Genomic DNA, 22,614 nt, shown 5'->3' on the forward strand with positions numbered 1-22,614 from the left:
AGATGCAGCTAATCAGCAAGGGGCTCAGCCTCTCCCTCGAACGTCCCCACGTCATGGGGATCCTCAATGTGACACCGGACTCCTTCTCCGACGGCGGTCATTTCAACCAGCTGGAGCGGGCGATGACCCATGCGCGCCAGATGGTGGCGGAGGGGGCAACCCTCATCGACATCGGTGGCGAATCGACCCGTCCCGGTGCGCCCGACGTGAGCGAGCAGGAGGAGCTGGACAGGGTCCTTCCCGTGGTGGAGCGCATGGTGCGTGAGCTCGACGTGATGATCTCCCTCGACACATCCAAGGCGGCGGTCATGCGGGAGGGCTGCGCGGCGGGGGCCCATCTTATCAACGACGTACGAGCCCTGCTCGAACCTGGTGCACTGGCTGCGGCCGCCGCTGCCGACGTCCCCGTGTGTCTGATGCACATGCAGGGGCAACCGAGAACCATGCAGGCCGAGCCCCATTACGACGATCTGTTGGGGGAGGTGAGAGCCTTTTTTGACGAGCGGATCGCCGCCTGTTTGACGGCCGGCATCGCTCGTGAACAGCTGCTGCTGGACCCTGGCTATGGTTTTGGCAAGACCCTTGCGCACAACTATCAGTTGCTGGCACAGCAGGAGTCATTGCTCGATTACCAGCTTCCGCTCTTGGTCGGGATGTCGCGAAAGTCTATGATAGGCAACCTGCTCGGTCGCCCGGTTGATGAACGGCTGGCCGGCAGCCTGGCCTGTGCCCTTATCGGGATGCAGCGTGGTGCCCGGATCATCCGGGTGCACGACGTGCGAGCGACCATGGATGCTCTGCGCACCGGCTGGATGGTCATGACGGGACAAGATTTCATATCCAAATAAAAAAACGAGAACAGACAATGGCAAGAAAGTATTTTGGCACCGACGGTGTACGCGGTAAGGTGGGTGAATACCCGATCACTCCCGATTTCGTAATGAAACTGGGCTGGGCCGCGGGCAAGGTGCTCTCCAAGAAGGGTACCCGCAAGGTCCTGATCGGCAAGGATACCCGCATCTCCGGCTACATGCTGGAGTCGGCGCTGGAAGCGGGTCTTTCCGCCGCCGGTCTCAAGGCCATTCTGATGGGCCCCATGCCCACCCCGGCCGTTGCCTACCTGACCCGCACCTTCCGTGCCGAGGCAGGCATCGTCATCAGTGCTTCCCATAACCCCTATTACGACAACGGCATCAAGTTTTTCTCCGCCGACGGCACCAAGCTGCCTGACGAGGTCGAGCTGGCCATCGAAGCCGAGCTGGATCACGAACTGAAGTGCGTGGAGTCCGCCGAGCTTGGCAAGGCGCTGCGTATCGACGATGCCGCCGGTCGTTACATCGAGTTCTGCAAGAGCACCTTCCCGAGCAACCTGAGCTTGGAAGGTCTTAAGATGGTGGTGGATTGCGGTCATGGCGCCACCTATCACATCGCTCCTTCCGTATTCCGCGAGCTGGGAGCCGAGGTGATCGCCATTGGTTGCAGCCCGGATGGTCTCAACATCAACGATGGCGTCGGCTCCACCGCCCCGGAGGCGCTGGCGGCCAAGGTGCTGGAGTGCAAGGCTGATCTCGGTGTCGCCTTCGACGGTGATGGCGATCGCCTGGTGATGGTGGACAGCACCGGCTATATCATCGACGGTGACGAGATCCTCTACATCATCGCCCGCGATGCCCTGCGTAACGGTCGCCTCAAGGGCGGTGTTGTCGGCACTCTGATGGCCAACATGGGGCTGGAGCTGGCGTTGCAGACCCTGGGCATTCCGTTCGCCCGCGCCAAGGTGGGTGACCGCTATGTGCTGGAGATGATGAACGAGAAGGGCTGGCGCATCGGTGGCGAGAACTCCGGTCACATCATCTGCCTGGATCAGACCACCACCGGGGATGGCATCGTCGCCGCTCTGCAGGTGCTGACCGCCATCTGTACCGCGGAGATGCCGCTGGCCAAGCTGCGTTCCGGCATGAACAAGTTCCCGCAGGTGCTGGTCAACGTGCGCTTTGCCGAAGGCAAGGATCCGCTGGCGGCTGACGCCGTACAGCAGGAAGTGGCCAGGGTGGAACAGGAGCTGGCCGGTCGTGGCCGTGTGCTGCTGCGCAAGTCCGGCACTGAACCCCTGATCCGCGTGATGGTGGAGGGGGAGCACGAGCAACAGGTGCGCGATATGGCACAACGCATTGCACAACAGGTTGAATCGGCGTTTTAATGAACAAATGGGGCGACTTTTTAGCCGTCCTGGTTGTATCTTGTTCAAGCGATTCAAAAATTTAAAAATAGCGCTTGTCAGCTGACAATCCTCTGGATATTATCAGCCCCGCTTTCGCAAGGGAGTTGCCGATGGGACATCGCAAGCCGTTTGTAGCAGCCAACTGGAAGTTACACGGTAGTAGGTCGCAGTTAGAGCAGTTTGCCGGTCAATGCCTGAAAGGTATTGGTGAGCAGGTAGACGTGGTCTTGTGTCCATCCCATGTGCATCTCGACTTCACGGCCGCTCTGCTCGGTGAGCAGAGGGTGATGAAGTTGGGGGCTCAGAATGTGAGCCAGCACAGGCAGGGCGCTTACACGGGTGAAGTCTCGTGTCAGATGCTGGTCGAGGCAGGGTGTCGCTACGTATTGGTAGGGCACTCCGAGCGCAGGCGTCTCTTTGGTGAGACCAGTTTTATCGTCGCAGAGAAGTTTGCGGCAGCCAGGTCGGCAGGACTTGTTCCAATCCTCTGTTTGGGCGAGTCGGGTGCGGCAAGGCAGGCAAGAAGAACCTTCGAGGTGATTGCCGAAGAGCTGGATATCGTCATAGAGAAAAATGGCGCGATGGCTTTCGATAATGCTATCATCGCCTACGAGCCGATTTGGGCTGTAGGTACAGGTAAATGCGCCACACCCGAGCAGGCACAAGAGGTTCATTCCTTTATACGTGGTCGCTTGGCGGAGGATACTCCGGTCATAGGTGAGAAAGTCAGAATCATCTATGGTGGGAGCGTGACACCGGCCAATGCGAGAGAGTTGTTTACCCAGCCCGACGTTGACGGCGGCCTGATTGGTGGAGCAAGTCTCGATGACCAGACGTTTTTAGGAATTGTTGAAGCGGCAAAGGGTGCAAGTTAAATGTACGAGATTCTTTTGGTCGTTTATCTGCTGGTATCACTGGCTCTGATTGGTCTGGTGATGATTCAGCAAGGTAAAGGGGCTGACATGGGCGCCTCCTTCGGCGCAGGGGCATCGAATACCGTATTCGGCTCCGGTGGTTCAGGCAGTTTCCTGACCCGCACAACAGCGATTTTGGCTACTCTGTTCTTCTTGATTAGCCTGGTGCTTGGCTCTATGTCCAGCAACAAGGTCAAACAGGGTAGTGAATGGGAAAATCTGCAACAGACCCAACAGGTTGAGCAGAGCAAAGCGCCAGTAAAGAAAGACACTGACGTTCCCGAGTAAGAGTTTTGCCGTGGTGGTGGAATTGGTAGACACGCTATCTTGAGGGGGTAGTGCTCTAGGGTGTGCGGGTTCGAGTCCCGCCCACGGCACCAATTAAGCAGTAAGCCTGGGTGACCAGGTGTGTTATAGCCAGTCAGTCTTGTGTGACGAGAGTGAAGTGGTTATAATCTCGCACGATTTCGGACGCGGGGTGGAGCAGCATGGTAGCTCGTCGGGCTCATAACCCGAAGGTCGTCGGTTCAAATCCGGCCCCCGCAACCAAATTTCACGCATTTCCTACGCTCAGGAAGGCGGTCGCTGCGAGGCGACAATCAGGGTAAAGCGCCAAGCCCCGATTTGAGATCGGGGCTTTTTGTTATGTGCAATTTACTCTGAATCTATTTCTATCTGGGCTTTATGCCCTTTTTTTGTTTTTCGGAGGGTGACTTTGGCTACGTTGGAACAACGTTTGACCGATCTGCTCGAGGCTCCTGTCGTTGCCTTGGGTTTTGAACTGTGGGGTATCGAGTTTATCCGTGCGGGTAAACACTCCACCTTGCGCGTCTACATCGACGGCGAGCATGGCGTGAGCGTCGAGAACTGTGCAGAAGTCAGCCATCAGGTTGGCGCCATCATGGACGTCGAGGATCCCATCACCGAGGAGTACTACCTCGAGGTGTCCTCCCCGGGTCTGGATCGCCCCCTGTTCAAGGTTGCCCAGTTCGAAAAATACGTTGGCCAAGAGGCGGCGGTTTCGCTTCGGATGGCAACAAACAACCGCCGCAAGTTCAAAGGCGTAATCAAAGCCGTGCAGGGCGACATGATCACTCTGACGGTAGATGGTAAGGACGAAGTGTTGGCTTTCACCAATATCCAAAAAGCGAACATAGTGCCGAACTTTGGTTAACGAGGCTATCGGATATGAATAAAGAGATTTTGCTGGTCGTTGACGCAGTGTCCAACGAGAAGGCGGTTCCCCGCGAGAAGATTTTCCAGGCTCTGGAAACCGCACTGGCGACGGCGACCAAGAAAAAATATGAAGGCGAGATCGAAGTTCGGGTAGAGATCGATCGCAAGACCGGCGACTACGACACCTATCGCCGCTGGGTCGTCATCGCGGATCAGGCCGCCATGGAGAACCCCTACGCCGAGATCACCCTGGAAGCGGCGCAGATCGAGCAGCCGGATATCCAGATCGGTGAATATGTTGAAGATCAGATCGACTCCGTCACCTTCGACCGCATCACCACCCAGACCGCCAAGCAGGTCATCGTGCAGAAAGTGCGCGAAGCCGAGCGTTCACAAGTCGTTGACCAGTTCAAGGACAAAGAAGGCACCATCATCAGTGGCGTGGTCAAGAAGAGCAACCGCGACAACGTGATCTTGGATCTGGGCAGCAACGCCGAGGCCGTGATCTTCCGCGACGACATGCTGCCGCGCGAGACCTTCCGCCCGGGCGACCGCATCCGTGGTCTGCTCTACGCTGTGCGTCCGGAAGCCCGTGGTTCCCAGCTGTTCGTCAGCCGCTCCAGCCCGGACTTCCTGAAAGAGCTGTTCCGCATCGAAGTGCCGGAAATCGGCGAAGAGATGATCGAAATCATGGGCGCCGCCCGTGATCCGGGTTCCCGCGCCAAGATCGCGGTCAAGACCAACGATCGCCGCATCGACCCGATCGGTGCCTGTATCGGCATGCGTGGTGCCCGCGTTCAGGCGGTCTCCGCCGAGCTGAGCGGCGAGCGCGCCGACATCGTGCTGTACGATGACAACCCGGCCCAGTACGTGATCAACGCCATGGCGCCGGCTGATGTGGCCTCCATCATCGTCGATGAAGACAACCACACCATGGACATCGCCGTGGAAGCCGCCAACCTGGCTCAGGCCATCGGCCGCAACGGTCAGAACGTGCGTCTGGCCTCCCAGCTGACCGGTTGGGAACTGAACGTGATGACCGTCGAGGACATGCGTGCCAAGCACCAAGCCGAAAACGACCGCATCATGAACCTGTTCACCAGCACCCTCGACATCGATGACGATTTCGCCGGCCTGCTGATGGAAGAGGGCTTCTCCACCCTGGAAGAGATCGCCTTCGTACCGGTCAACGAGCTGCTGTCCATCGACGGTCTGGATGAAGACATGGTCGAAGAGCTGCGCAAGCGTGCCAAAGACGCCCTGACCACCAAGGCGCTGGCCAAAGAAGAATCCTTTGAAGGTGTTGAACCTTCCGAAGAACTGCTCAATCTGAACGGCCTCGGCCGTGAAATGGCGTACGCCCTGGCCGCTCGCGGCATCGGTACCCTGGAAGATTTGGCAGAGCAAGGCATCGATGACCTTGCTGATATCGAAGGGCTGACCGCCGAGAAGGCCGGTGAGCTGATTATGGCTGCTCGCAATATCTGTTGGTTCGGAGAAGAGCAGTCTAGTTAAGATCAAACGGAGGAAAATGAATGGCAGAAGTATCAGTCAAACAACTTGCCACTGACATCGACACACCGGTTGATCGTCTTCTCCAGCAGTTTGTCGATGCCGGTATCAGCAAGAGCAAGGCCGACGACATGGTCAGCGAGTCTGAGAAACAGACTCTGCTGACTCACCTGAAGAAACAGCATGGAGGTGACGAGGTCACCGCACCTGCCCGCATGACCTTGCAACGCAAGACCAAGAGCACCATCAGTGTTCAGGGGACTGGCGGCAAGAACAAGGAAGTGCAGGTAGAAGTGCGCAAGTCTCGCACCTATGTAAGACGCTCGGCGCTGGAAGATGAACAGCGTCAGGCGGAAGCCGAGGAAAAAGCGCGTTTGGAAGCAGAAGAAAAAGCTCGTCGCGAAGCCGAAGAGAAGGCTCGTCTCGATGCTGAAGAGAAGGCTCGCCGTGAGGCTGAGCAGGCTCGTCGTGAAGCTGAGGAAAAGGCGCGGATCGAGGCACAACAAAAGGCTCGACAGGCTCAACAGCCCGCCAAAGCAGCCAGTAGCACAGCTCAGCAAGAGGCAGAAAAGATGGCCAAGCGCGAAGCAGAAGAACTGAAGCGCCAACAGGAACAAACAGCTTTGCAAAAGGCTGAAGAACTCGCCGCCAAGAAAGCCGAAGAGGCTCGCGTCATGGCGGAACAGAACGCAGCCCGCTGGGCTGAAGAAGAAGCCGCTCGCGCCAAAGAGAGCAGCGATTACCATGTGACCACCTCCAAGCACGCCCAGGCTGCTGAAGACGAGCTGGATCGCAAGGAAGAGACCAGCCGCCGCACCGCTGCAGCTGCCAAGGGGCCGAAGAAGGCCGGTCGCCGCGACGACGATCGCAACGACCGCAACTCCCGTGACCCGCGCGCCCGTAAAGGCAAGCGTGGCAAGGTGGCTACCCCGAACGCCATGAAGCACGGCTTCAACAAGCCGGCTGCCGCCGTCAACCGTGACGTCATCATCGGCGAGACCATCACAGTGGCAGAGCTCGCCAACAAGATGGCCGTCAAGGGTGTTGAAGTCATCAAGGTGATGATGAAGATGGGTGCCATGGCCACCATCAACCAGGTGATCGACCAGGAGACCGCTCAGCTGGTCGCCGAGGAGATGGGTCACAAGGTGGTGCTGCGTCGTGAGAACGAGCTGGAAGAGGCGGTGCTGTCCGATCGTGACGAAACCTCCGAAGCCAAGCCGCGCGCGCCGGTCGTAACCATCATGGGTCACGTTGACCACGGCAAGACCTCGCTGCTGGACTACATCCGTAAAGCCAAGGTGGCTGCCGGTGAAGCCGGTGGTATTACCCAGCACATCGGTGCGTACCACGTACAGACCGACAGCGGCATGATCACCTTCCTGGATACCCCGGGTCACGCGGCGTTTACCTCCATGCGTGCTCGTGGTGCCAAGGCAACCGACATCGTGGTGCTGGTCGTTGCAGCAGACGACGGCGTAATGCCGCAGACCATCGAAGCCATCCAGCACGCCAAGGCTGCCGGTGTACCGCTGGTTGTTGCGGTCAACAAGATCGACAAGCCGGAAGCGGATCCGGATCGCGTCAAGACCGAGCTGGCCCGCTACAACGTCATGTCCGAAGACTGGGGTGGTGACTGCCAGTTCGTGCACGTCTCCGCCAAGTCTGGCGAAGGCATCGACGACCTGCTGGAAGCCATTCTGATCCAGGCCGAAGTACTGGAGCTGAAAGCCGTGGTTGACGGCATGGCCAACGGCGTCGTGATCGAGTCCTTCCTCGACAAGGGCCGTGGTCCGGTTGCCACCGTGCTGGTACAGGAAGGCACCCTGCGTCAGGGCGACATCGTACTGTGCGGTCTCGAATACGGCCGTGTCCGCGCCATGCGTGATGAGCTGGGTCGCGAGATCAAGGAAGCGGGTCCGTCCCTGCCGGTGGAAATCCTCGGCCTGTCCGGCGTTCCCTCTGCCGGTGACGAAGCCACCGTCGTGCGTGACGAGAAGAAAGCCCGTGAAGTGGCGCTCTATCGTCAGGGCAAGTTCCGCGAAGTCAAGCTGGCTCGCCAGCAGAAGGCCAAGCTGGAGAACATGTTCGCCAACATGACCGAAGGCGAAGTGTCCGAAGTGAACGTGGTGATCAAGGCCGACGTACAGGGTTCCGTGGAAGCGATCTGCGATGCGCTGGTCAAGCTCTCCACCGACGAAGTGAAGGTGAAGATCGTCGGTTCCGGCGTGGGTGGTATCACCGAGACCGACGCCACTCTGGCGGCCGCGTCCAGCGCCATCCTGGTGGGCTTCAACGTCCGTGCCGATGCCTCTGCTCGCAAGGTCATCGATGCCGAGAGCCTGGATCTGCGTTACTACTCCGTCATCTATGACCTGATCGACGAAGTGAAGCAGGCCATGAGCGGCATGCTGGCCCCCGAGTACCGTCAGGAAATCATCGGTCTGGCCGAAGTGCGCAGCGTCTTCAAGTCACCGAAGTTCGGTGCCGTTGCCGGCTGTATGGTTACCGAAGGTGTGGTCAAGCGTTCCAACCGTATTCGCGTTCTGCGCGACAACGTGGTTATCTATGAAGGCGAGCTGGAATCTCTGCGTCGCTTCAAGGATGACGTCAACGAAGTCAAGAACGGCTACGAGTGTGGTATCGCGGTTAAGAACTACAACGACGTACGCGAAGGCGACCAGATCGAAGTTTACGAGACCGTTGAAATCCAACGGACTCTGTAAGCCAAGAGTCAGATTAAATAGGGGGCCGCGGCCCCCTTTTATCGCAGGATAGAATATGGCCAGAGAATTTAGCCGGACCCGTCGGGTCGGACAGCAGATCCAGCGCGAAATCGCGCTCATTCTGCAGCGCGAGGTAAAAGACCCGCGCATCGGCATGGTGACCGTTTCCGATGTGGAAGTGTCCCGTGACCTCAATTACGCCAAGGTGTATGTCACCTTCTTGCAGCTGGAAAATGATGCCGAGCGCATCAAGGAAGGGCTCAAGGCGCTGACCGAAGCCGCCGGCTACATCCGCAGCCTGCTGGGCAGCGCCATGCGCCTGCGCGTGGTGCCCGAGTTGCGCTTCTTCTATGATCAGACCCTGGTTGAGGGGATGCGCCTCTCCAACCTGGTGACCAACACCATCCGCGAAGACAAGCGTCGCATGGCCGAATCCGGTCGTGAAGAAGACGAAGCCGCGCCGGATGACACTACTGAGGATAAAGCCTGAGATGTCTCGTAGACGTCGTTTCAAGGGCCGTGACGTACACGGTATCCTGCTGCTGGACAAGCCGACCGGCCTGACCTCCAACGATGTGTTGCAGAAGGTCAAACGGATTTACAACGCCGCCAAGGCTGGTCACACCGGCGCCCTGGACCCGCTGGCAACCGGCATGCTGCCGATCTGCCTCGGCGAAGCCACCAAGTTCTCCCAGTATCTGCTGGAGGCGGACAAGCGCTATGAGGTAACCGCCAAGCTGGGCGAGCGTACCAACACCAGCGACTCCGATGGCGAGGTGGTCTCCACCCGTCCGGTGAACGTGGCCGTGGGTACCCTGATCGAGGCGCTGGACCAGTTCCGCGGCCCCATCATGCAGGTGCCGTCCATGTATTCGGCTCTCAAGCACAACGGCCGTCCGCTCTATGAATATGCCCGTGAAGGCATCGAGATCGAGCGTGAAGCCCGTCCCATCACCGTCTTCGAGCTCAAACTGCTGAGCTTTGAAGGGGATGAGGTGCGACTTGAGGTGCACTGCAGCAAGGGTACCTACATCCGCTCCCTGGTGGACGATCTGGGGGAAGTGCTGGGCTGTGGCGCCCACGTCACCCAGCTGCGCCGCACCCAGGTAGCCAGCTACCCCTATGAGCGGATGCTGACCCTGGAGCAGCTCGAGTGCATCTTCGAGCAGGCCAAGGCCGAGAGCATTCCGCCGCGCGAGCAGCTGGATCCCCTGCTGCTGCCGATGGATACCGCGGTGGCCTCCCTGCCCGAGGTGAACATGCTGGCTGCCGTGGCAGCCTACGTGAACCAGGGCCAGGCCGTGCAGGTGGCAGGCAGCCCGCAGAGCGGCCAGGTCCGCATGACGGTCGGCCCGGAGCGCGAATTCATCGGGGTTGGCGAGATCGACGACGAGGGACGCGTCGCGCCCAAGCGTCTGGTGCGCTACCACGACGAGGAGTGATCCTCAGGCGGTATCAGGTTGCTTGCCCGTTGCGCGTCTTTATCGTTGCGAAAAGGGGCGGGGACGATTATGATACCGCCCTCATTTCACGGCTGAATTAGAGATTGGCTGTGAACCTTTAAACACTCTACTGGAGTATTACCATGTCTCTAAATGCTGAGATCAAAGCTCAAATCGTTGCTGACAACGCTCGTTGCGCCAACGACACTGGCTCCCCCGAAGTGCAAGTTGCCCTGCTGACTGCCCAGATCAACCATCTGCAAGGTCACTTCAAGGAGCACTCCAAGGATCACCACGGTCGTCGCGGTCTGCTGCGCATGGTTTCCCAGCGTCGTAAGCTGCTGGACTACCTGAAGCGTAAAGACGTTCAGCGTTACGCTGCTCTGATCGCCAAGCTGGGTCTGCGTCGTTAATCGACCATCAGATTTCGCGAAAAAGGGGAACCTCCGGGTTCCCCTTTTTTATTGCGCGTCAGGCTGTTGCCGCCCTCACAGAATTTGTGTCACTGCTTACCTTTTGCATCGAATCAAGTATACTTGCACGCGAATTTAAAGCGCCAAATTGTAAAAAGGAAATTCACGTGAATCCTATTGTAAAGTCATTCCAGTACGGTCAACACACCGTCACTCTGGAAACCGGTGTGATGGCCCGTCAAGCCACTGCGGCCGTCATGGTCAGCATGGACGATACCTGCGTATTTGTGACCGTCGTTGGCAAGAAAGAGGCCGATCACGGCCGTGATTTCTTCCCGCTGACCGTCAACTACCAGGAGCGTACCTATGCTGCTGGTCGTATCCCGGGTGGTTTCTTCCGTCGTGAAGGTCGCCCGAGCGAAGGTGAGACCCTGATCTCCCGTCTGATCGACCGCCCTATTCGTCCGCTGTTCCCGGAAGGCTTCCTCAATGAGGTTCAGGTGGTTGCCACCGTCATGTCCGTGAACCCGGCCGTCTCTCCCGACATCGTTGCCATGATCGGTGCCTCCGCGGCACTGGCCATCTCCGGCATCCCGTTCGGCGGCCCGATCGGTGCAGCCCGCGTGGGTTACATGAACGGTCAGTACGTGCTGAACCCGACCACTACCGAACTGCCCCAGAGCGATCTGGATCTGGTGGTTGCCGGTACCGCCAACGCCGTGCTGATGGTGGAATCCGAAGCGGCCATCCTCTCCGAAGAGGTGATGCTGGGTGCCGTGGTGTTCGGTCACGAGCAGATGCAGGCCGTTATCAACGCCATCAACGAATTCGCTGCCGACGTCGGCACCAAGCCGTGGAACTGGACTGCGCCTGCCGTCAACGAAGCGCTGAAAGCCAAGGTTGCCGAGCTGGCGACTGCCGAGCTGGGTGAAGCCTACCGCATCACCGAGAAGGCCGTGCGTTACGAAACCATCGGTGCCATCAAGGCTCGCGTGGTTGAACAAGTCATCGCTTCCGGCGTGGAAGAAGATGCCAAGAAGATCGGCGAAGAGTTCCACAGCCTGGAAAGCCGCATCGTCCGTGGTCGCGTCGTTCGTGGCGAGCCGCGTATCGATGGTCGCGATCCTGAGATGATCCGCGCCCTGTCCGTCGCCACCGGCGTACTGCCGCGTGCCCACGGCTCCGCCCTGTTCACCCGCGGTGAAACCCAGGCCATGGTCGTTGCGACCCTGGGTACCGAGCGTGACGCCCAGAACATTGACGAGCTGACCGGCAACCGCGCCGATCGCTTCATGCTGCACTACAACTTCCCGCCATACTGCGTCGGTGAGACCGGCATGATGGGTAGCCCGAAGCGCCGTGAAATCGGTCACGGTCGTCTGGCCAAGCGCGGCGTTGCTGCCGTGATGCCGAGCGCCGACGAGTTCCCGTACGTGGTACGCGTGGTCTCTGAAATCACCGAATCCAACGGCTCCTCCTCCATGGCCTCCGTCTGTGGTTCCTCCCTGGCGCTGATGGACGCCGGTGTACCGATCAAGGCCTCCGTTGCCGGTATCGCCATGGGTCTGGTGAAGGAAGAAGAAGGTTTCGTCGTGCTGTCCGACATCCTGGGTGACGAAGATCACCTGGGCGACATGGACTTCAAGGTTGCCGGTACCACCGAAGGTGTGACCGCCCTGCAGATGGACATCAAGATCGAAGGCATCACCAAAGAGATCATGGAGATTGCCCTGAAGCAAGCTCGTGGTGCTCGCCTGCACATCCTGAAAGTGATGGACGAAGCCATCCAGGCGCCGCGTGCCGAGATCTCCGATTTCGCCCCGCGCATCCACACCATCAAGATCAACCCGGAGAAGATCAAGGACGTCATCGGCAAGGGTGGTTCCGTGATCCGCGCCCTGACCGAAGAGACCGGCACCAACATCGAGCTGGATGATGACGGTACTGTCCGCATCGCCGCCGTTGACGGTGACGCCGCCAAGGAAGCGATCCGCCGCATCGAGGCCATCACCGCCGAGATCGAAGTGAACCGCATCTACGAAGGCAAGGTTGTCCGTCTGGCCGACTTCGGCGCTTTCGTCAACATCCTGCCGGGCAAAGACGGTCTGGTACACATCTCCCAGATCACCGATGCACGCGTGCAGAACGTGGCCGACTACCTGAAGATCGGTGACGTGGTGAAGGTGAAGGTACTGGAAGTGGACCGTCAGGGCCGCGTACGTCTCTCCATCAAGGAAGCGAACGCCCCGACCGAAGCTGCCGCCGCTCCGGCTGCCGTTGCCGTCGAAGAGCCGGCTGCCGAATAAGCCGCTGCTTGCTGAAAAAGCCGACCTCAGGGTCGGCTTTTTTTATATTTGTGGCCTGATGTTGTCTCTCTTGAGGCCCCTTGTTATAACGAAAGGCTTCTCGCGCGACGGGCGACAAGGAGCCGTGTGATGTCGTGGGCCCTCCTCAGGCAGTTTCCTCCCCTGGTCTGGACCGTGATCCTGGGCACCTTCATGGTGCGCACGAGCTATTACATGGTCTGGCCGTTTCTCTCCATCTTGCTCTATCGGGAGTATGGTCTCTCGGCGACCACCATCGGCGCCATGCTGGGGGCGACCGCGGCCATCTCCACCCTGGTCAGCTTCTATGGCGGCTGGCTCTCCGACAAGCTGGGGCGGCGCAACATCCTGCTGGCGGGCTGCCTGGTCTCGGTGCTCTGCTATGGTCTGCTCGGCTTTTCCCACTCTGTGTTCTGGCTCGGGCTCGGGGTGCTCGGCAGTGGCCTCTCCTCCGGTCTCATCGATGCGCCCGGCAAGGCGTTGATGGCCGACAGCCTGGCTTCGGCCAAGGCCCGCGAGCTGGCGCTGCACCTGCGTTACTTTCTGCTCAACCTGGGGGCGGCCCTCGGCCCCTTGCTGGGGGTGACCCTGGGCATCAATGCCCAGCAGCAGACCTTCCTGCTGCTCAGCAGCAGCTATCTGCTGCTGGGGGCTGCCTTCCTCTGGGGATTTGCGCAAGGGAGGGTTGCGGTGACCCGTGGCAACGAGCTGGGCTTGCGGGTGGCCATCAAGGTGCTGTGGCGGGATCGGGGCTTCTTGCTGCTGGTGCTGGCCAACCTGCTGATGAACCTGGTCTATTCCCAGTTCCACTCACCGCTGGTGCAGTACCTGACCCGGGCCGGGACCCCGGAGGTGGCGAGCCTCATCGCCATCCTGGTGGCCACCAATGCCCTGACCGTGGTGCTGTTGCAGTTTCCCCTGCTGCATCTGCTGGCCCGCTGGCCGGGCAAGGTGCGCCTGCAGGTCGGCATCACCCTGTTTCTGGGGGCTCAGGTGCTGTTTGCGCTGGGGGATCCGCAGCAGTGGTCGCACTGGATCGGCGCCGTGCTGATGCTGAGCGTGGGGGAGACCATACTGTTCCCGCTGCTCAACGTGCTGATCGATCAGATATCGCCCCCGCATCTGAAGGGGAGCTACTTCGGGGCCGGCGCGCTGGCCGGGCTGGGTGGCGCCATCGGCGCCCTGCTGGGAGGCTGGATCCTTGCCCAGTGGAACGGGCAACTGCTCTATGCGTTGATGGCGTTGCTCTGCCTGCTGACCTTCCTGCTCTATGAGTGGGGCGCCCGCATGCCGCGGCCCGAGCTGGCCCGGGCCAACCCGGGTCAGTGAGTACCTTTCTGGGCGACCTGTTTCATCGCCTTCTTGGCGGCATACATGCGCTCGTCCGCCAGCCGGATCAGGCTGTTGCCCTCGTCGAACTGCACCGGCCCGGTCTGCACCAGCCCTATGCTGAGGGTCACGTCACCGGTCCGTTCGGCCAGTGTCTTGTTGAGACGGGGCAGGAAGACGTCCCTGGCCTGATCCTCGTTGCAGTTGGGCAGGATCAGGCAGAATTCGTCCCCGCCGTAGCGGAAGCAGCAATCTTCCACCCGCGACACCTGGCGAATGCAGTCGCCGACGATGCGCAGGATCTCGTCCCCGCGCTGATGGCCCTGGGTGTCGTTTATCTGCTTGAAGTCATTGATGTCGAGGTAGGCGATGACCACCGGCTCGGAGCGACGCTGGCAGGTGCGCAGGGTGCGGGTGAGGTTCTCCTGCAGATGGCGCACGCTGAGCAGGCCGGTGAGGGCATCGGTCCGGCTCATCTCCTCCAGTTGCTGGGTGCGTTCGCGTACCTTCTCCTCCAGCGCCTTGGCGTAAAGTTCGGATTTCTCCTTGGAGGATTCGATCTCCGACACCAGGCTACGGATATAGGTCTCAAACACCAGGGTGATGTCGAACAGGAACAGCTTGTCGAGGGCGGTGAGCATGGTGACCCGCTCCTGCTCGCTGGGGATCTGGGTGAAGATATCCTCGATGAGCAGCCCTTTCAGGGTGTTGATGGCGGCCAGGTAGAGCTTGGGTTCCACCCCGATCCGCTTGTGCACCAGCCCGATGCGCAGCCGGTTGTTGACGTACTCCAGGTCATACAGGCCGCTGAACAGGTCGAGAATGTAGCGGCGCTGGGCCGCCCGCAGTCGGGTCAGGGTGTCGGCATCGCCGATCAGCAGGGCAATCTCGGTGATCCCGGTCTGCAGGGTGTAGAACTTGTCGACCAGGGCGTCGATGTGGGGCTCGATCTTGGGACGATAGCTGGCGAGCAGGAGGAAATCCTGCTCGTCCAGCAGCAGCAGCTCCTTGCGATGGGCGATTTCGAACTCTGTGATCCGCATCTGCTCCAGCAGCGTCTGTTCGGTTGGGTTCATGACAGTTTCCCGAGCAAAAATGAAGGCGCACACATTGTTATGTAATTGACAGTGTAGACATTAACAGCCGGGAGCAGGTTTTCAAATGGCGCAGTGTTGTGACAGATCAACTCTGCGCCCATTTTTGCCTTGTGCTAGAAGGTGAGCACCTTGTGGGCGGCCAGGGTCCATTGGGCCAGCAGCGGCAGGGTGCCGATCTCGATCCCCTCGATCAGCGGCAGTGCCGTGATGCCGCGGGCATCGGTACAGGTCTTGCAAAGGCGGATGGTGACCCCCTGGGCCAGCAGGATTTCCAGCATCTGGCGCAGGTTGTAGCCCTCGGCCGGGGCCTGGCCCGCCAGGGCGGCGCTGACCGCGTCGGACATCAGAAACAGTTTCAGGCTGGTACCGCCCTGTTCGCCCAGGGCGATGGCCAGGCGCAGGGCATTGAACAGGGATTCGCTGCCATAGGGGGCGCCGTTGGCGATGATGACAATCTCTTGATTCATAACAGACTCCTCATGAAAGTCGCCATTGTAGACCCAGCAGCCCACCGTTGGCGTGACGTCGCACAAACTCTGTCGTAGCGGTTTGCCCGCGCCTTGACCCGGCCGGCCGAGTACGGTCTGATAGGCGGCCATCAAACATGACAGGGGAACGAGGTCGTTATGTGGAAGGTTATCGGAATGAGCATGCTGCTGTTGGCCGGTCAGGCCTACGGCAGTGAGGCCGTAGGTTGCAAGGCGCGCCAGCAGGCCGTCAAGGAGCAGCTGGCCATTGCCAAGGCGCACGACAACGGGGACCAGGTGGCCGGGCTGGAGCGGGCCCTGCGCAATATCGAGACCCACTGCACCGATGCGGGCCTGTTCAAGGAGCAGCAACAGCGGGTGGCCGAGCTCAAGGAGCAGGTCAACGAGCGGTTAGTCGAGCTGCAGAACGCCCGGGTGACGGGCAAGCCCGACAAGATCGCCAAGAAGCAGGCCAAGCTGGAAGAGGCCCAGACCAAATTGCTGGCCGCCCAGCGCGAGCTGGACGCGCTCAGCAAGCTTACCAAATCCTGATTTGTCGATAAAAAGAAGCCGGCGCAGCCCGGCTTCTTTTTTATCTCGTCTCTTCCGCCAGGGTGCTTCAGCTGCCGCGCCGGCCCACCATGTCGGCCGGCACCACCCAGGCATCGAACTGCTGCGCCGTGAGATGACCGGAGGCGATGGCCGCCTCCCGCAGGCTGAGCCTCTCATGGTGGGCCCGCTTGGCGATCTCTGCCGCCTTGTCATAGCCGATATGGGGGTTGAGGGCCGTCACCAGCATCAGGGAGCGGGCCAGCAGCTCGTCGATGCGGGGCTGGTTCGGGCTGATGCCGACCGCGCAGTGATCGTGGAAGCTCTGCATGCCGTCCGCCAGCAGTCGCACGCTCTGCAGGAAGTTGTGGGCGATCATCGGCCTGAACACGTTGAGCTCGAAGTTGCCGCTGGCGCCGCCGATGTTGATGGCGACGTCGTTGCCCATCACCTGGGCGCACAGCATGGTGAGCGCCTCGCATTGGGTCGGGTTGACCTTGCCTGGCATGATGGAGGAGCCGGGCTCGTTCTCCGGGATGAGCAGCTCGCCGAGCCCGCTGCGGGGGCCGCTCGCCAGCCAGCGCACGTCGTTGGCGATCTTCATGAGGGAGGCTGCCAGCGTCTTGAGAGCGCCGTGGCCATGGACCAGGGCGTCGCTGGCGGCCAGCGCCTCGAACTTGTTGGGGGCGCTCACCAGCGGCAGGCCGGTCTGTTCGGCCAGGGTGGCGGCCACCGCCTCGGCGAAACCGGGCGGGGTGTTGAGGCCCGTGCCGACGGCAGTGCCCCCCAGCGCCAGCTCGCACAAATGGGGCAGGGCGGCGCGGATATGGCGCTCCCCCTGCTCGAGCTGGGCCACCCAGCCGGAGAACTCCTGCCCCAGGGTGAGCGGGGTGGCATCCTGCAGATGGGTGCGGCCTATCTTGACGATGTCGTCGAAGGCAGCCGCCTTGCCGGCCAAGGTAGCGCTCAGGGTGGCCAGGGCGGGCAGCAGTTGCCGGGTGAGGGTGGTGACGGCGGCCAGGTTCATGGCGCTCGGGAAGACGTCGTTGCTGGACTGGCTCTTGTTCACCTCGTCGTTGGGGTGCACCAGCCGCCCCTCGCCGCGGGGGCCGCCGAGCAGCTCGCTGGCCCGGTTGGCCAGCACCTCGTTGAGGTTCATGTTGGTCTGGGTGCCGGAGCCGGTCTGCCATACCCGCAGCGGGAACTCCTCATCATGCTGGCCGCACAGGATCTCGTCGGCGGCGCTCATGATGGCCTGCGCCGTGCGGGCGGGCAGCAGCCCCTTGGCGTGATTGACCCGGGCACAGGCCGACTTGATGCGGGCCAGCGCGTGGATCAGCGCCATCGGCTGGCGCTCGCCGGAGATATCGAAGTGCTGCAGGGAGCGCTGGGTCTGGGCTCCCCACAGCCGGTCGGCCGGTACGGCTATCTCGCCGAAGCTGTCGTGTTCACTCCTGCTCTTCATCTCGTTCTCCCTTCATTGCGAAAAAGGGGCGACATCCTGCGCCCCTGTCGAATTATCCGCCGGTCAGTGCCATTCAGCCGCGGGGGCGAAACGGCGTCAGCTCGGCCAACGGCGCCGCCGTGGTGAACTCCTGGGTGGTCTCGGCGTGCTTGAAGATTTTGAAGCCTTCGCCGCGGGCGCTCCAGTACTCGATCTGCTCACCACTTACCTGCAGCAGGCTTGCCTCGCGCAGGGCCACCACGTGTTCGCTCGGGTTGATGGCGCAGAACTCGGCCAGGCGCTCGTCGCGGGTCTCCCCCATGTGGCCGCTGATGCTGGCGTCCAGGTAGTGGGGGTTGATCTGCAGCGGGAACAGCCCCAGTGCCGGCAGTACGGCGGCGCTGCAGACCGGCATGTCATTGGTGGTGCGAATGCTCGGGGTCGCCACGTTGCAACCGGCGCTCCAGCCCACATAGGGCACGCCCCGCTCGCGCACGGCGCGCTGGATGGGCACCACCAGGCCGTTTTCGTGCAGCAGCTGGTTGAGGCGCCAGGTGTTGCCGCCGCTGATGAAGATGGCCTCCGCCTGCTGGATGGCGTCCACCGGATCGTCGAACTGGTGGATGCTGATGGCCTCCACTCCCAGGCTCTCGCTGAGCTCCAGGGCACGGGCATCCCAGTCGCTGCGGATCACCGCGTAGGGGATGAGCAGGATGCGCTTGACCTGTTTGCGGGCGAGCAGGGTCTGCACCCGATCCCGGGCCCAGCCGAGCAGGCCCGGGCATTCGGTGGCTTTGCCGTTGCTGAGAAGAAGCAGTTCCATGAAGCGTGTCCTCGATAAGTGAAAGCGCGAAGAGGTCACCGGCCCCGGCCGGCTGACGGAAGCCCCCATTCTAGCCCGATCCGGCACCGGGTTCTGTGATCGACTCGCCATGTACCCTGATGAGACCGTTTTTTGACCAAAGAGAGGTCAGGCACTGATGGGCCTGCGACTGGGGTCATGGTGCCGAGCGGGTGGCATATGGACGCGATGAGGCTGCAGAGCAGAGGATATCCAGGGGTCAGGGGTCTCTTTGAATTTCGTCGGCGGCCACAAAAGCACAAGGGGGCCCGGAGGCCCCCTTGGTCAGCCTGGCGCGATCAGTCGAGCTTGAAGTCGACCCACACCAGACGGTGATCCGAGCTGACTCCCTTGGCGATGCCCAGCTTGGCGTCATACACCAGGTGGTAGCCAGGTTCGAAGCTGGCCGGCCAGAACACGCCGGAGGCGACCGCGTTCAGGTTGGCGGAGGGAAGCACGTGGTCAAGCTGCAGCCCGCTGCTGCTGGTGATGCGCTCCGGGGTGGGGCGGTTGTTGTTGCGCTTACACTGATCCGGCTGGCTGGCGAGGCACTCGGGGCCGCCCTGGCTGACCGGGATCAGGGCGCCGTTGGTAACGGCCTGATTGACCAGCGCATGGTTGTGCAGATCCTGAATGGCGGTCAGGTCGCCATCGCCAATCTGGGGATCGGCGTTGAGATCGCCGGCGATGACGAACTTGGCACCCGCGGGCAGGCCACCGGCTTTGCCGGCGTCATCCACCATGTAGCTGGCGGTCTCCACGTAGTCCTGCCAGAAGGCGACTTCGGCCCGGTTGTGCTTGACGTTGTGGCGCGCCGCGTTGCCGAAGATGGGCGGGGTCGGGTGGGAGATTAGGAAGTGGATCACCTCCTCCTTGTTGCCGCGCTTGATGCGCACCGGCACGTCGGCATGGTTCTTGGACGAGAGCGGGAAGGCCTGCCAGGCGGCGTCGTCATACCAGGCATCACCGCACTGGCGGCTGGCCGGGATCGGCGCCTTGGCATTGTTGCAGTCGTCGATGACGGGGTTCGTTTCGCCCGGCATGTCCTTCCACTTGAATTTCTGGAAGGTGCGGATCTGCTTGGTATCGATGGGGTACTGGGACATCACGGCGAAGGCGTACTGGCCGTGGTAGTTGCCAAAGCCCCAGGCGTCGTCCGGCCCGTTGTTGACCTTGCCGTCCAGGTTGAGGTCATGGCCGCTCATCAGGCCGGTGTTGGTGGCGAAGTTCTGCAGCACCGGGTAGCTGATGGCCTTCACCTCGTCGTGCTGGGCGTGGGCCAGATAGTTGTCGTTGAAGGCTTTGAGGTCCGTGGTGTCGCTGGCCTTGCCGTCATTGTCGAATTCGTTGAGCAGGAAGACGTCGGGGCGGGTGCGTTGCACTATCTCGGCGATGTTGCGGATCTGCTGCACGTCGAGGGCCTTGGTCTTCTCGGCGCCGCTCAAGGTGCCGTCGGCGAGGCGGGCCAGCAGGGCGTCCTGCTCGGTGCGGCTCAGAGCCAGTTCACCGGCGAGCATGCCGGCGGCGGTGCGATCGAAGGAGAGGTTGAAAGTAGCGAAGCGAACCATGGGCGTCGGGGTCCCGGAGTCATTCTGGCTGTTACAGCCTGCCATCAATCCGAGGGAAATGGCAGCCGCGAGTAGGGACTTGCTGATATTTTTCATTGTAATATTCCGTAGCATCAATAAGTTATACCTTGCTCATGGGGAGCGAAGGCGGGCCCATTATAGGGATCCCGGCAGGCCGCCGGGCTCTGAATGGGCCAAAGTGTGAGACCATTCACAGAGCAAAACGGGGAGGCGGGATGAGTCGGCGACAAACGGCCCTGGTGGTCGAGGGGGGCGCCATGCGCGGCATTTTTGCCGCCGGGGTGCTGGATGCGTTTCTGGCCAAGGGCCGCACGGCGTTCGATCACTGCATCGGGGTATCGGCCGGGGCGGTCAACCTGGCGGCCTTTCTGGCCGGCCAGCAGGGGCGCAACCACAACGTCATCACCGACTACTCCTGCCGTCCCGAGTTCATCAACCTGGCCAAGTTCGTGCGTGGCGGCCACTGGCTCGATCTCGACTGGCTGTGGGCCATTACCATTCGCGAGTGCCGGCTCGATCTGGCGCGCTTTGCCGCCAACCCGGTACCGCTGACCGTGGTGACCACTCGGGTAGCGGACGGTCAGGCGGCCTACCTCAAGGCCAATGCCGCCGAGCTGGAGCAGCAGATCAAGGCCTCCTGCTCGGTGCCGCTGGTCTACCGGGATTTCGTGCGCATCGACGGGGAGGCCATGACGGATGGCGGGGTGGCCGACTCCATTCCGGTGCGCCACGCCTATGAGCAGGGGGCGCGCGACATCACAGTGGTGCTCTCCCGCCCGCTGGGCTATCGCAAGCGGGCGCCGCGCCTGCCCGCCCTGCATCGCTACCTGCTGCGCGAGACGCCGGCGCTGGCTCGCGCCAGCCTGTCGCGCCATCAAAGCTACAACGATGCCATCGACTTCATCCGCCAGCCGCCGGCCGATTGCCGCATCCGGGTCATAGTACCGCCGGCAAACTTTCGGGTCGGCCGCATGACCACCGACCGGGCGAGGCTGGAGCAGGGTTACCGGATGGGCTGGCAGGCAGCCCTCGACTATCTGGCGGCGGAGCCGGTGCCGGCCTGAGGAGATTCGGTCGACCATAGGCAGCGTCGCTGGGACGAGATGCAAAGCACCGGGGCAACCCGGTTTTTTTGTGTCTGCGCCATCCCGGAACCCGGCCATGGCGCATCGGCTTATTATGTGAATAAATAATTGTTTGCGATATTTTCGGCGAAGTGGTCACTATTATTCCGTTGAGCCGCTATCACTATTAAGCTCTGCTAAATAATGGCTGAGTCAACTTGTGACCAAATAAAATAATGGCTAGGGAACTTTTTGGAAAAAGGGTTTTTTGTAACCGCTTTAATATTCATTATTTTGTTTTTATTCATATAGATAAATGTGAATTGCTTATGCGGTAAAGATTATTAGCGCAGGGTTGAAGCTGTTTACATCAATGGCGAATTGATAGCCTGACTTTATCTCGGCTACTGTCCCCTCTCGATTCGTTTGGGTAGCAAACGGATACACAAATAATAACAACAGAGACTGGACGCATTGATAAAGAGTCATCTTTATTGATTTTAATCCTGCCAAAGGAGCCGGAATAATGAGTGGTTTATCTTCCCATCAAATTGCCCAGAATATATTTGCCGAGCTGTTGCCCTATCGCCGCCGCTTCCCCGATCCCATCCTGGATCGGCAGCAGGAGGAGGCAGAGGTGGCCGCCATCCAGATCCCCCGTCTGCAAGACTTCATCGAGCGGGGCGAGACCATCCTCTGCGTGTTGCCCGCCTTTCCCACCAAGTCGCCCAATCCGAACAAGGTGCTGGGCTCTCTGCCGGACATGGCGGAGCGGCTCTCCCTCAGTTTTCTCAACCACCTCTGCCAGCGCATCCAGCTGCACTATGCGCCCGGCATGCGGATCCTCATCTGCTCGGACGGCCACGTGTTCGGTGACCTCATCCGGGTGCCCGATCCGGCCATCGATGCCTATCAGGCCCATATCGAGCAGCTGATCCTGGAGCTGGGGGCGACCCATCTCGGGGTCTTCCACCTGGGGATGGTGGCGGGCATGGCCGAGTTTTGCGCCAGCCGCGACTTCGACACCCTGCGCGAACAGCTGGTGGAGCGCTACGCCGAGCCGCTGGAACTGATTGCGCAGGAGGTGAGAAGCACCGAGGAGGGCATTCGCCTCTATCGCGCCATGACCCGCTTCCTCTATGAAGACAGCCAGCTGCCGGACACCCCGCTCTCCAACACGGCGCTGCAGCGGGATGCCAAGGGGCGCACCCATGCGGTGATCCAGCGCAGCCGCGCCTGGGGCAACCTGCTGGCGGAGCGCTTCCCCGAGGCGATCCGCCTCTCCATCCACCCCCAGGCGAGCCACAGCCTGAAGATGGGCATCCACATGCTGCCGACCCGGGATGACTGGCTCACCCCCTGGCACGGGGTGGCGGCCAACCTGGATGGCCAGTTCGTGCTGATGAAGCGGCGCGACGTGCTGGCGATGGAGCATGAGCTGGTCCACATCCACGGCCGTCCGAGCCACTACCTGATCAACGGCAAGCAGGCCGCCGCCTGAGGAGT

General features: G+C 60.9%; 20 protein-coding genes and 2 tRNA genes. 17 read left to right on the top strand and 5 right to left on the bottom strand.

Features of this window, described 5'->3' with window-relative positions; translation table 11 throughout:
• The first annotated feature begins 2 nt into the window (after window positions 1-2).
• From folP to AB5Y94_RS01415, 14 genes are all read left to right on the top strand, one after another.
• Window positions 3-848 carry a dihydropteroate synthase gene (gene folP / locus AB5Y94_RS01350; RefSeq protein WP_017765154.1) on the top strand — a complete coding sequence of 282 codons (846 nt, stop codon included), beginning with the start codon at window positions 3-5 and terminating at the stop codon, window positions 846-848.
• Window positions 849-865: 17 nt separating this feature from the next.
• Window positions 866-2,200: a phosphoglucosamine mutase gene (gene glmM / locus AB5Y94_RS01355; RefSeq protein ID WP_206220593.1), complete on the top strand. Its 1,335-nt coding sequence runs from the start codon at window positions 866-868 to the stop codon at window positions 2,198-2,200.
• 131 nt (window positions 2,201-2,331) lie between these two features.
• A complete protein-coding gene (gene tpiA, locus AB5Y94_RS01360) occupies window positions 2,332-3,096 on the top strand; it encodes a triose-phosphate isomerase (protein WP_368204542.1) in 765 nt (254 codons plus the stop codon).
• The gene (gene secG / locus AB5Y94_RS01365) at window positions 3,097-3,423 is read left to right on the top strand and encodes a preprotein translocase subunit SecG (protein WP_010633113.1); all 327 of its coding nucleotides are present in this window, start codon (window positions 3,097-3,099) and stop codon (window positions 3,421-3,423) included. It begins immediately after the preceding gene.
• 7 nt (window positions 3,424-3,430) lie between these two features.
• Window positions 3,431-3,515: transfer RNA gene (locus AB5Y94_RS01370), tRNA-Leu, on the top strand.
• A gap of 92 nt (window positions 3,516-3,607) precedes the next feature.
• A tRNA-Met gene (locus AB5Y94_RS01375) sits at window positions 3,608-3,684 on the top strand.
• 166 nt (window positions 3,685-3,850) lie between these two features.
• Window positions 3,851-4,309: a ribosome maturation factor RimP gene (rimP, locus tag AB5Y94_RS01380; protein WP_005298148.1), complete on the top strand. Its 459-nt coding sequence runs from the start codon at window positions 3,851-3,853 to the stop codon at window positions 4,307-4,309.
• A 14-nt stretch (window positions 4,310-4,323) separates the two neighbouring features.
• A complete protein-coding gene (nusA, locus tag AB5Y94_RS01385; protein WP_368204543.1) occupies window positions 4,324-5,826 on the top strand; it encodes a transcription termination factor NusA in 1,503 nt (500 codons plus the stop codon).
• A gap of 20 nt (window positions 5,827-5,846) precedes the next feature.
• Complete coding sequence (infB, locus tag AB5Y94_RS01390; RefSeq protein ID WP_368204544.1) at window positions 5,847-8,549, top strand: translation initiation factor IF-2; 2,703 nt, start codon at window positions 5,847-5,849, stop codon at window positions 8,547-8,549.
• Window positions 8,550-8,604: 55 nt separating this feature from the next.
• Entirely contained in the window at window positions 8,605-9,039 is a 435-nt protein-coding gene (rbfA, locus tag AB5Y94_RS01395) for a 30S ribosome-binding factor RbfA (protein WP_005298154.1), read from the top strand.
• Between the two features lies 1 nt (window position 9,040).
• Window positions 9,041-9,991, top strand: coding sequence for a tRNA pseudouridine(55) synthase TruB (gene truB / locus AB5Y94_RS01400; protein ID WP_019839525.1), 951 nt, complete (start codon window positions 9,041-9,043; stop codon window positions 9,989-9,991).
• A gap of 143 nt (window positions 9,992-10,134) precedes the next feature.
• Window positions 10,135-10,404 carry a 30S ribosomal protein S15 gene (gene rpsO / locus AB5Y94_RS01405; protein WP_005298162.1) on the top strand — a complete coding sequence of 90 codons (270 nt, stop codon included), beginning with the start codon at window positions 10,135-10,137 and terminating at the stop codon, window positions 10,402-10,404.
• Window positions 10,405-10,571: 167 nt separating this feature from the next.
• A complete protein-coding gene (pnp, locus tag AB5Y94_RS01410; RefSeq protein WP_005298164.1) occupies window positions 10,572-12,710 on the top strand; it encodes a polyribonucleotide nucleotidyltransferase in 2,139 nt (712 codons plus the stop codon).
• Between the two features lie 129 nt (window positions 12,711-12,839).
• A complete protein-coding gene (locus AB5Y94_RS01415; protein ID WP_368204545.1) occupies window positions 12,840-14,057 on the top strand; it encodes an MFS transporter in 1,218 nt (405 codons plus the stop codon).
• Here the strand turns inward: AB5Y94_RS01415 and AB5Y94_RS01420 are convergent.
• Both AB5Y94_RS01420 and AB5Y94_RS01425 read right to left on the bottom strand, forming a co-directional pair.
• Window positions 14,051-15,133, bottom strand: coding sequence for a protoglobin domain-containing protein (locus tag AB5Y94_RS01420; protein ID WP_005298168.1), 1,083 nt, complete (start codon window positions 15,131-15,133; stop codon window positions 14,051-14,053). The genes AB5Y94_RS01415 and AB5Y94_RS01420 overlap by 7 nt on opposite strands.
• Before the next feature lie 134 nt (window positions 15,134-15,267).
• The gene (locus AB5Y94_RS01425; protein WP_005298170.1) at window positions 15,268-15,621 is read right to left on the bottom strand and encodes a DsrE/DsrF/TusD sulfur relay family protein; all 354 of its coding nucleotides are present in this window, start codon (window positions 15,619-15,621) and stop codon (window positions 15,268-15,270) included.
• Window positions 15,622-15,798: 177 nt separating this feature from the next.
• Between AB5Y94_RS01425 and AB5Y94_RS01430 the strand changes: the two genes are divergently transcribed.
• Window positions 15,799-16,173: a DUF1090 domain-containing protein gene (locus tag AB5Y94_RS01430; RefSeq protein ID WP_017765149.1), complete on the top strand. Its 375-nt coding sequence runs from the start codon at window positions 15,799-15,801 to the stop codon at window positions 16,171-16,173.
• 67 nt (window positions 16,174-16,240) lie between these two features.
• Here AB5Y94_RS01430 and fumC read toward each other — a convergent pair whose 3' ends face one another.
• From fumC to AB5Y94_RS01445, 3 genes are all read right to left on the bottom strand, one after another.
• On the bottom strand, window positions 16,241-17,635 hold the full coding sequence (gene fumC / locus AB5Y94_RS01435; protein WP_368204547.1) for a class II fumarate hydratase: 1,395 nt from the start codon (window positions 17,633-17,635) through the stop codon (window positions 16,241-16,243).
• A gap of 73 nt (window positions 17,636-17,708) precedes the next feature.
• Window positions 17,709-18,437: a dipeptidase PepE gene (pepE, locus tag AB5Y94_RS01440; RefSeq protein ID WP_017779948.1), complete on the bottom strand. Its 729-nt coding sequence runs from the start codon at window positions 18,435-18,437 to the stop codon at window positions 17,709-17,711.
• Window positions 18,438-18,754: 317 nt separating this feature from the next.
• On the bottom strand, window positions 18,755-20,119 hold the full coding sequence (locus AB5Y94_RS01445; RefSeq protein WP_368204548.1) for an endonuclease/exonuclease/phosphatase family protein: 1,365 nt from the start codon (window positions 20,117-20,119) through the stop codon (window positions 18,755-18,757).
• 140 nt (window positions 20,120-20,259) lie between these two features.
• Between AB5Y94_RS01445 and AB5Y94_RS01450 the strand changes: the two genes are divergently transcribed.
• Window positions 20,260-21,108 (top strand): patatin family protein, encoded by an 849-nt coding sequence (locus AB5Y94_RS01450; protein WP_024941211.1) that lies wholly within the window; start codon window positions 20,260-20,262, stop codon window positions 21,106-21,108.
• A 526-nt stretch (window positions 21,109-21,634) separates the two neighbouring features.
• Window positions 21,635-22,609 carry an L-tyrosine/L-tryptophan isonitrile synthase family protein gene (locus AB5Y94_RS01455; RefSeq protein WP_017788430.1) on the top strand — a complete coding sequence of 325 codons (975 nt, stop codon included), beginning with the start codon at window positions 21,635-21,637 and terminating at the stop codon, window positions 22,607-22,609.
• Window positions 22,610-22,614: the final 5 nt, after the last annotated feature.

The organism is Aeromonas sp. s5 (genome assembly GCF_040907865.1).
Lineage (GTDB): Bacteria > Pseudomonadota > Gammaproteobacteria > Enterobacterales > Aeromonadaceae > Aeromonas > Aeromonas dhakensis.

Excerpts from the sequence above, each read along its gene's own strand:
- folP (WP_017765154.1), top strand. The coding sequence starts at position 3 with ATGCAGCTAATCAGCAAGGGGCTCAGCCTCTCCCTCGAACGTCCCCAC.
- glmM (WP_206220593.1), top strand. The coding sequence starts at position 866 with ATGGCAAGAAAGTATTTTGGCACCGACGGTGTACGCGGTAAGGTGGGT.
- tpiA (WP_368204542.1), top strand. The coding sequence starts at position 2,332 with ATGGGACATCGCAAGCCGTTTGTAGCAGCCAACTGGAAGTTACACGGT.
- secG (WP_010633113.1), top strand. The coding sequence starts at position 3,097 with ATGTACGAGATTCTTTTGGTCGTTTATCTGCTGGTATCACTGGCTCTG.
- nusA (WP_368204543.1), top strand. The coding sequence starts at position 4,324 with ATGAATAAAGAGATTTTGCTGGTCGTTGACGCAGTGTCCAACGAGAAG.
- infB (WP_368204544.1), top strand. The coding sequence starts at position 5,847 with ATGGCAGAAGTATCAGTCAAACAACTTGCCACTGACATCGACACACCG.
- rbfA (WP_005298154.1), top strand. The coding sequence starts at position 8,605 with ATGGCCAGAGAATTTAGCCGGACCCGTCGGGTCGGACAGCAGATCCAG.
- truB (WP_019839525.1), top strand. The coding sequence starts at position 9,041 with ATGTCTCGTAGACGTCGTTTCAAGGGCCGTGACGTACACGGTATCCTG.
- rpsO (WP_005298162.1), top strand. The coding sequence starts at position 10,135 with ATGTCTCTAAATGCTGAGATCAAAGCTCAAATCGTTGCTGACAACGCT.
- AB5Y94_RS01415 (WP_368204545.1), top strand. The coding sequence starts at position 12,840 with ATGTCGTGGGCCCTCCTCAGGCAGTTTCCTCCCCTGGTCTGGACCGTG.
- AB5Y94_RS01420 (WP_005298168.1), bottom strand. The coding sequence starts at position 15,133 with ATGAACCCAACCGAACAGACGCTGCTGGAGCAGATGCGGATCACAGAG.
- AB5Y94_RS01425 (WP_005298170.1), bottom strand. The coding sequence starts at position 15,621 with ATGAATCAAGAGATTGTCATCATCGCCAACGGCGCCCCCTATGGCAGC.
- AB5Y94_RS01430 (WP_017765149.1), top strand. The coding sequence starts at position 15,799 with ATGAGCATGCTGCTGTTGGCCGGTCAGGCCTACGGCAGTGAGGCCGTA.
- fumC (WP_368204547.1), bottom strand. The coding sequence starts at position 17,635 with ATGAAGAGCAGGAGTGAACACGACAGCTTCGGCGAGATAGCCGTACCG.
- pepE (WP_017779948.1), bottom strand. The coding sequence starts at position 18,437 with ATGGAACTGCTTCTTCTCAGCAACGGCAAAGCCACCGAATGCCCGGGC.
- AB5Y94_RS01445 (WP_368204548.1), bottom strand. The coding sequence starts at position 20,119 with ATGAAAAATATCAGCAAGTCCCTACTCGCGGCTGCCATTTCCCTCGGA.
- AB5Y94_RS01450 (WP_024941211.1), top strand. The coding sequence starts at position 20,260 with ATGAGTCGGCGACAAACGGCCCTGGTGGTCGAGGGGGGCGCCATGCGC.
- AB5Y94_RS01455 (WP_017788430.1), top strand. The coding sequence starts at position 21,635 with ATGAGTGGTTTATCTTCCCATCAAATTGCCCAGAATATATTTGCCGAG.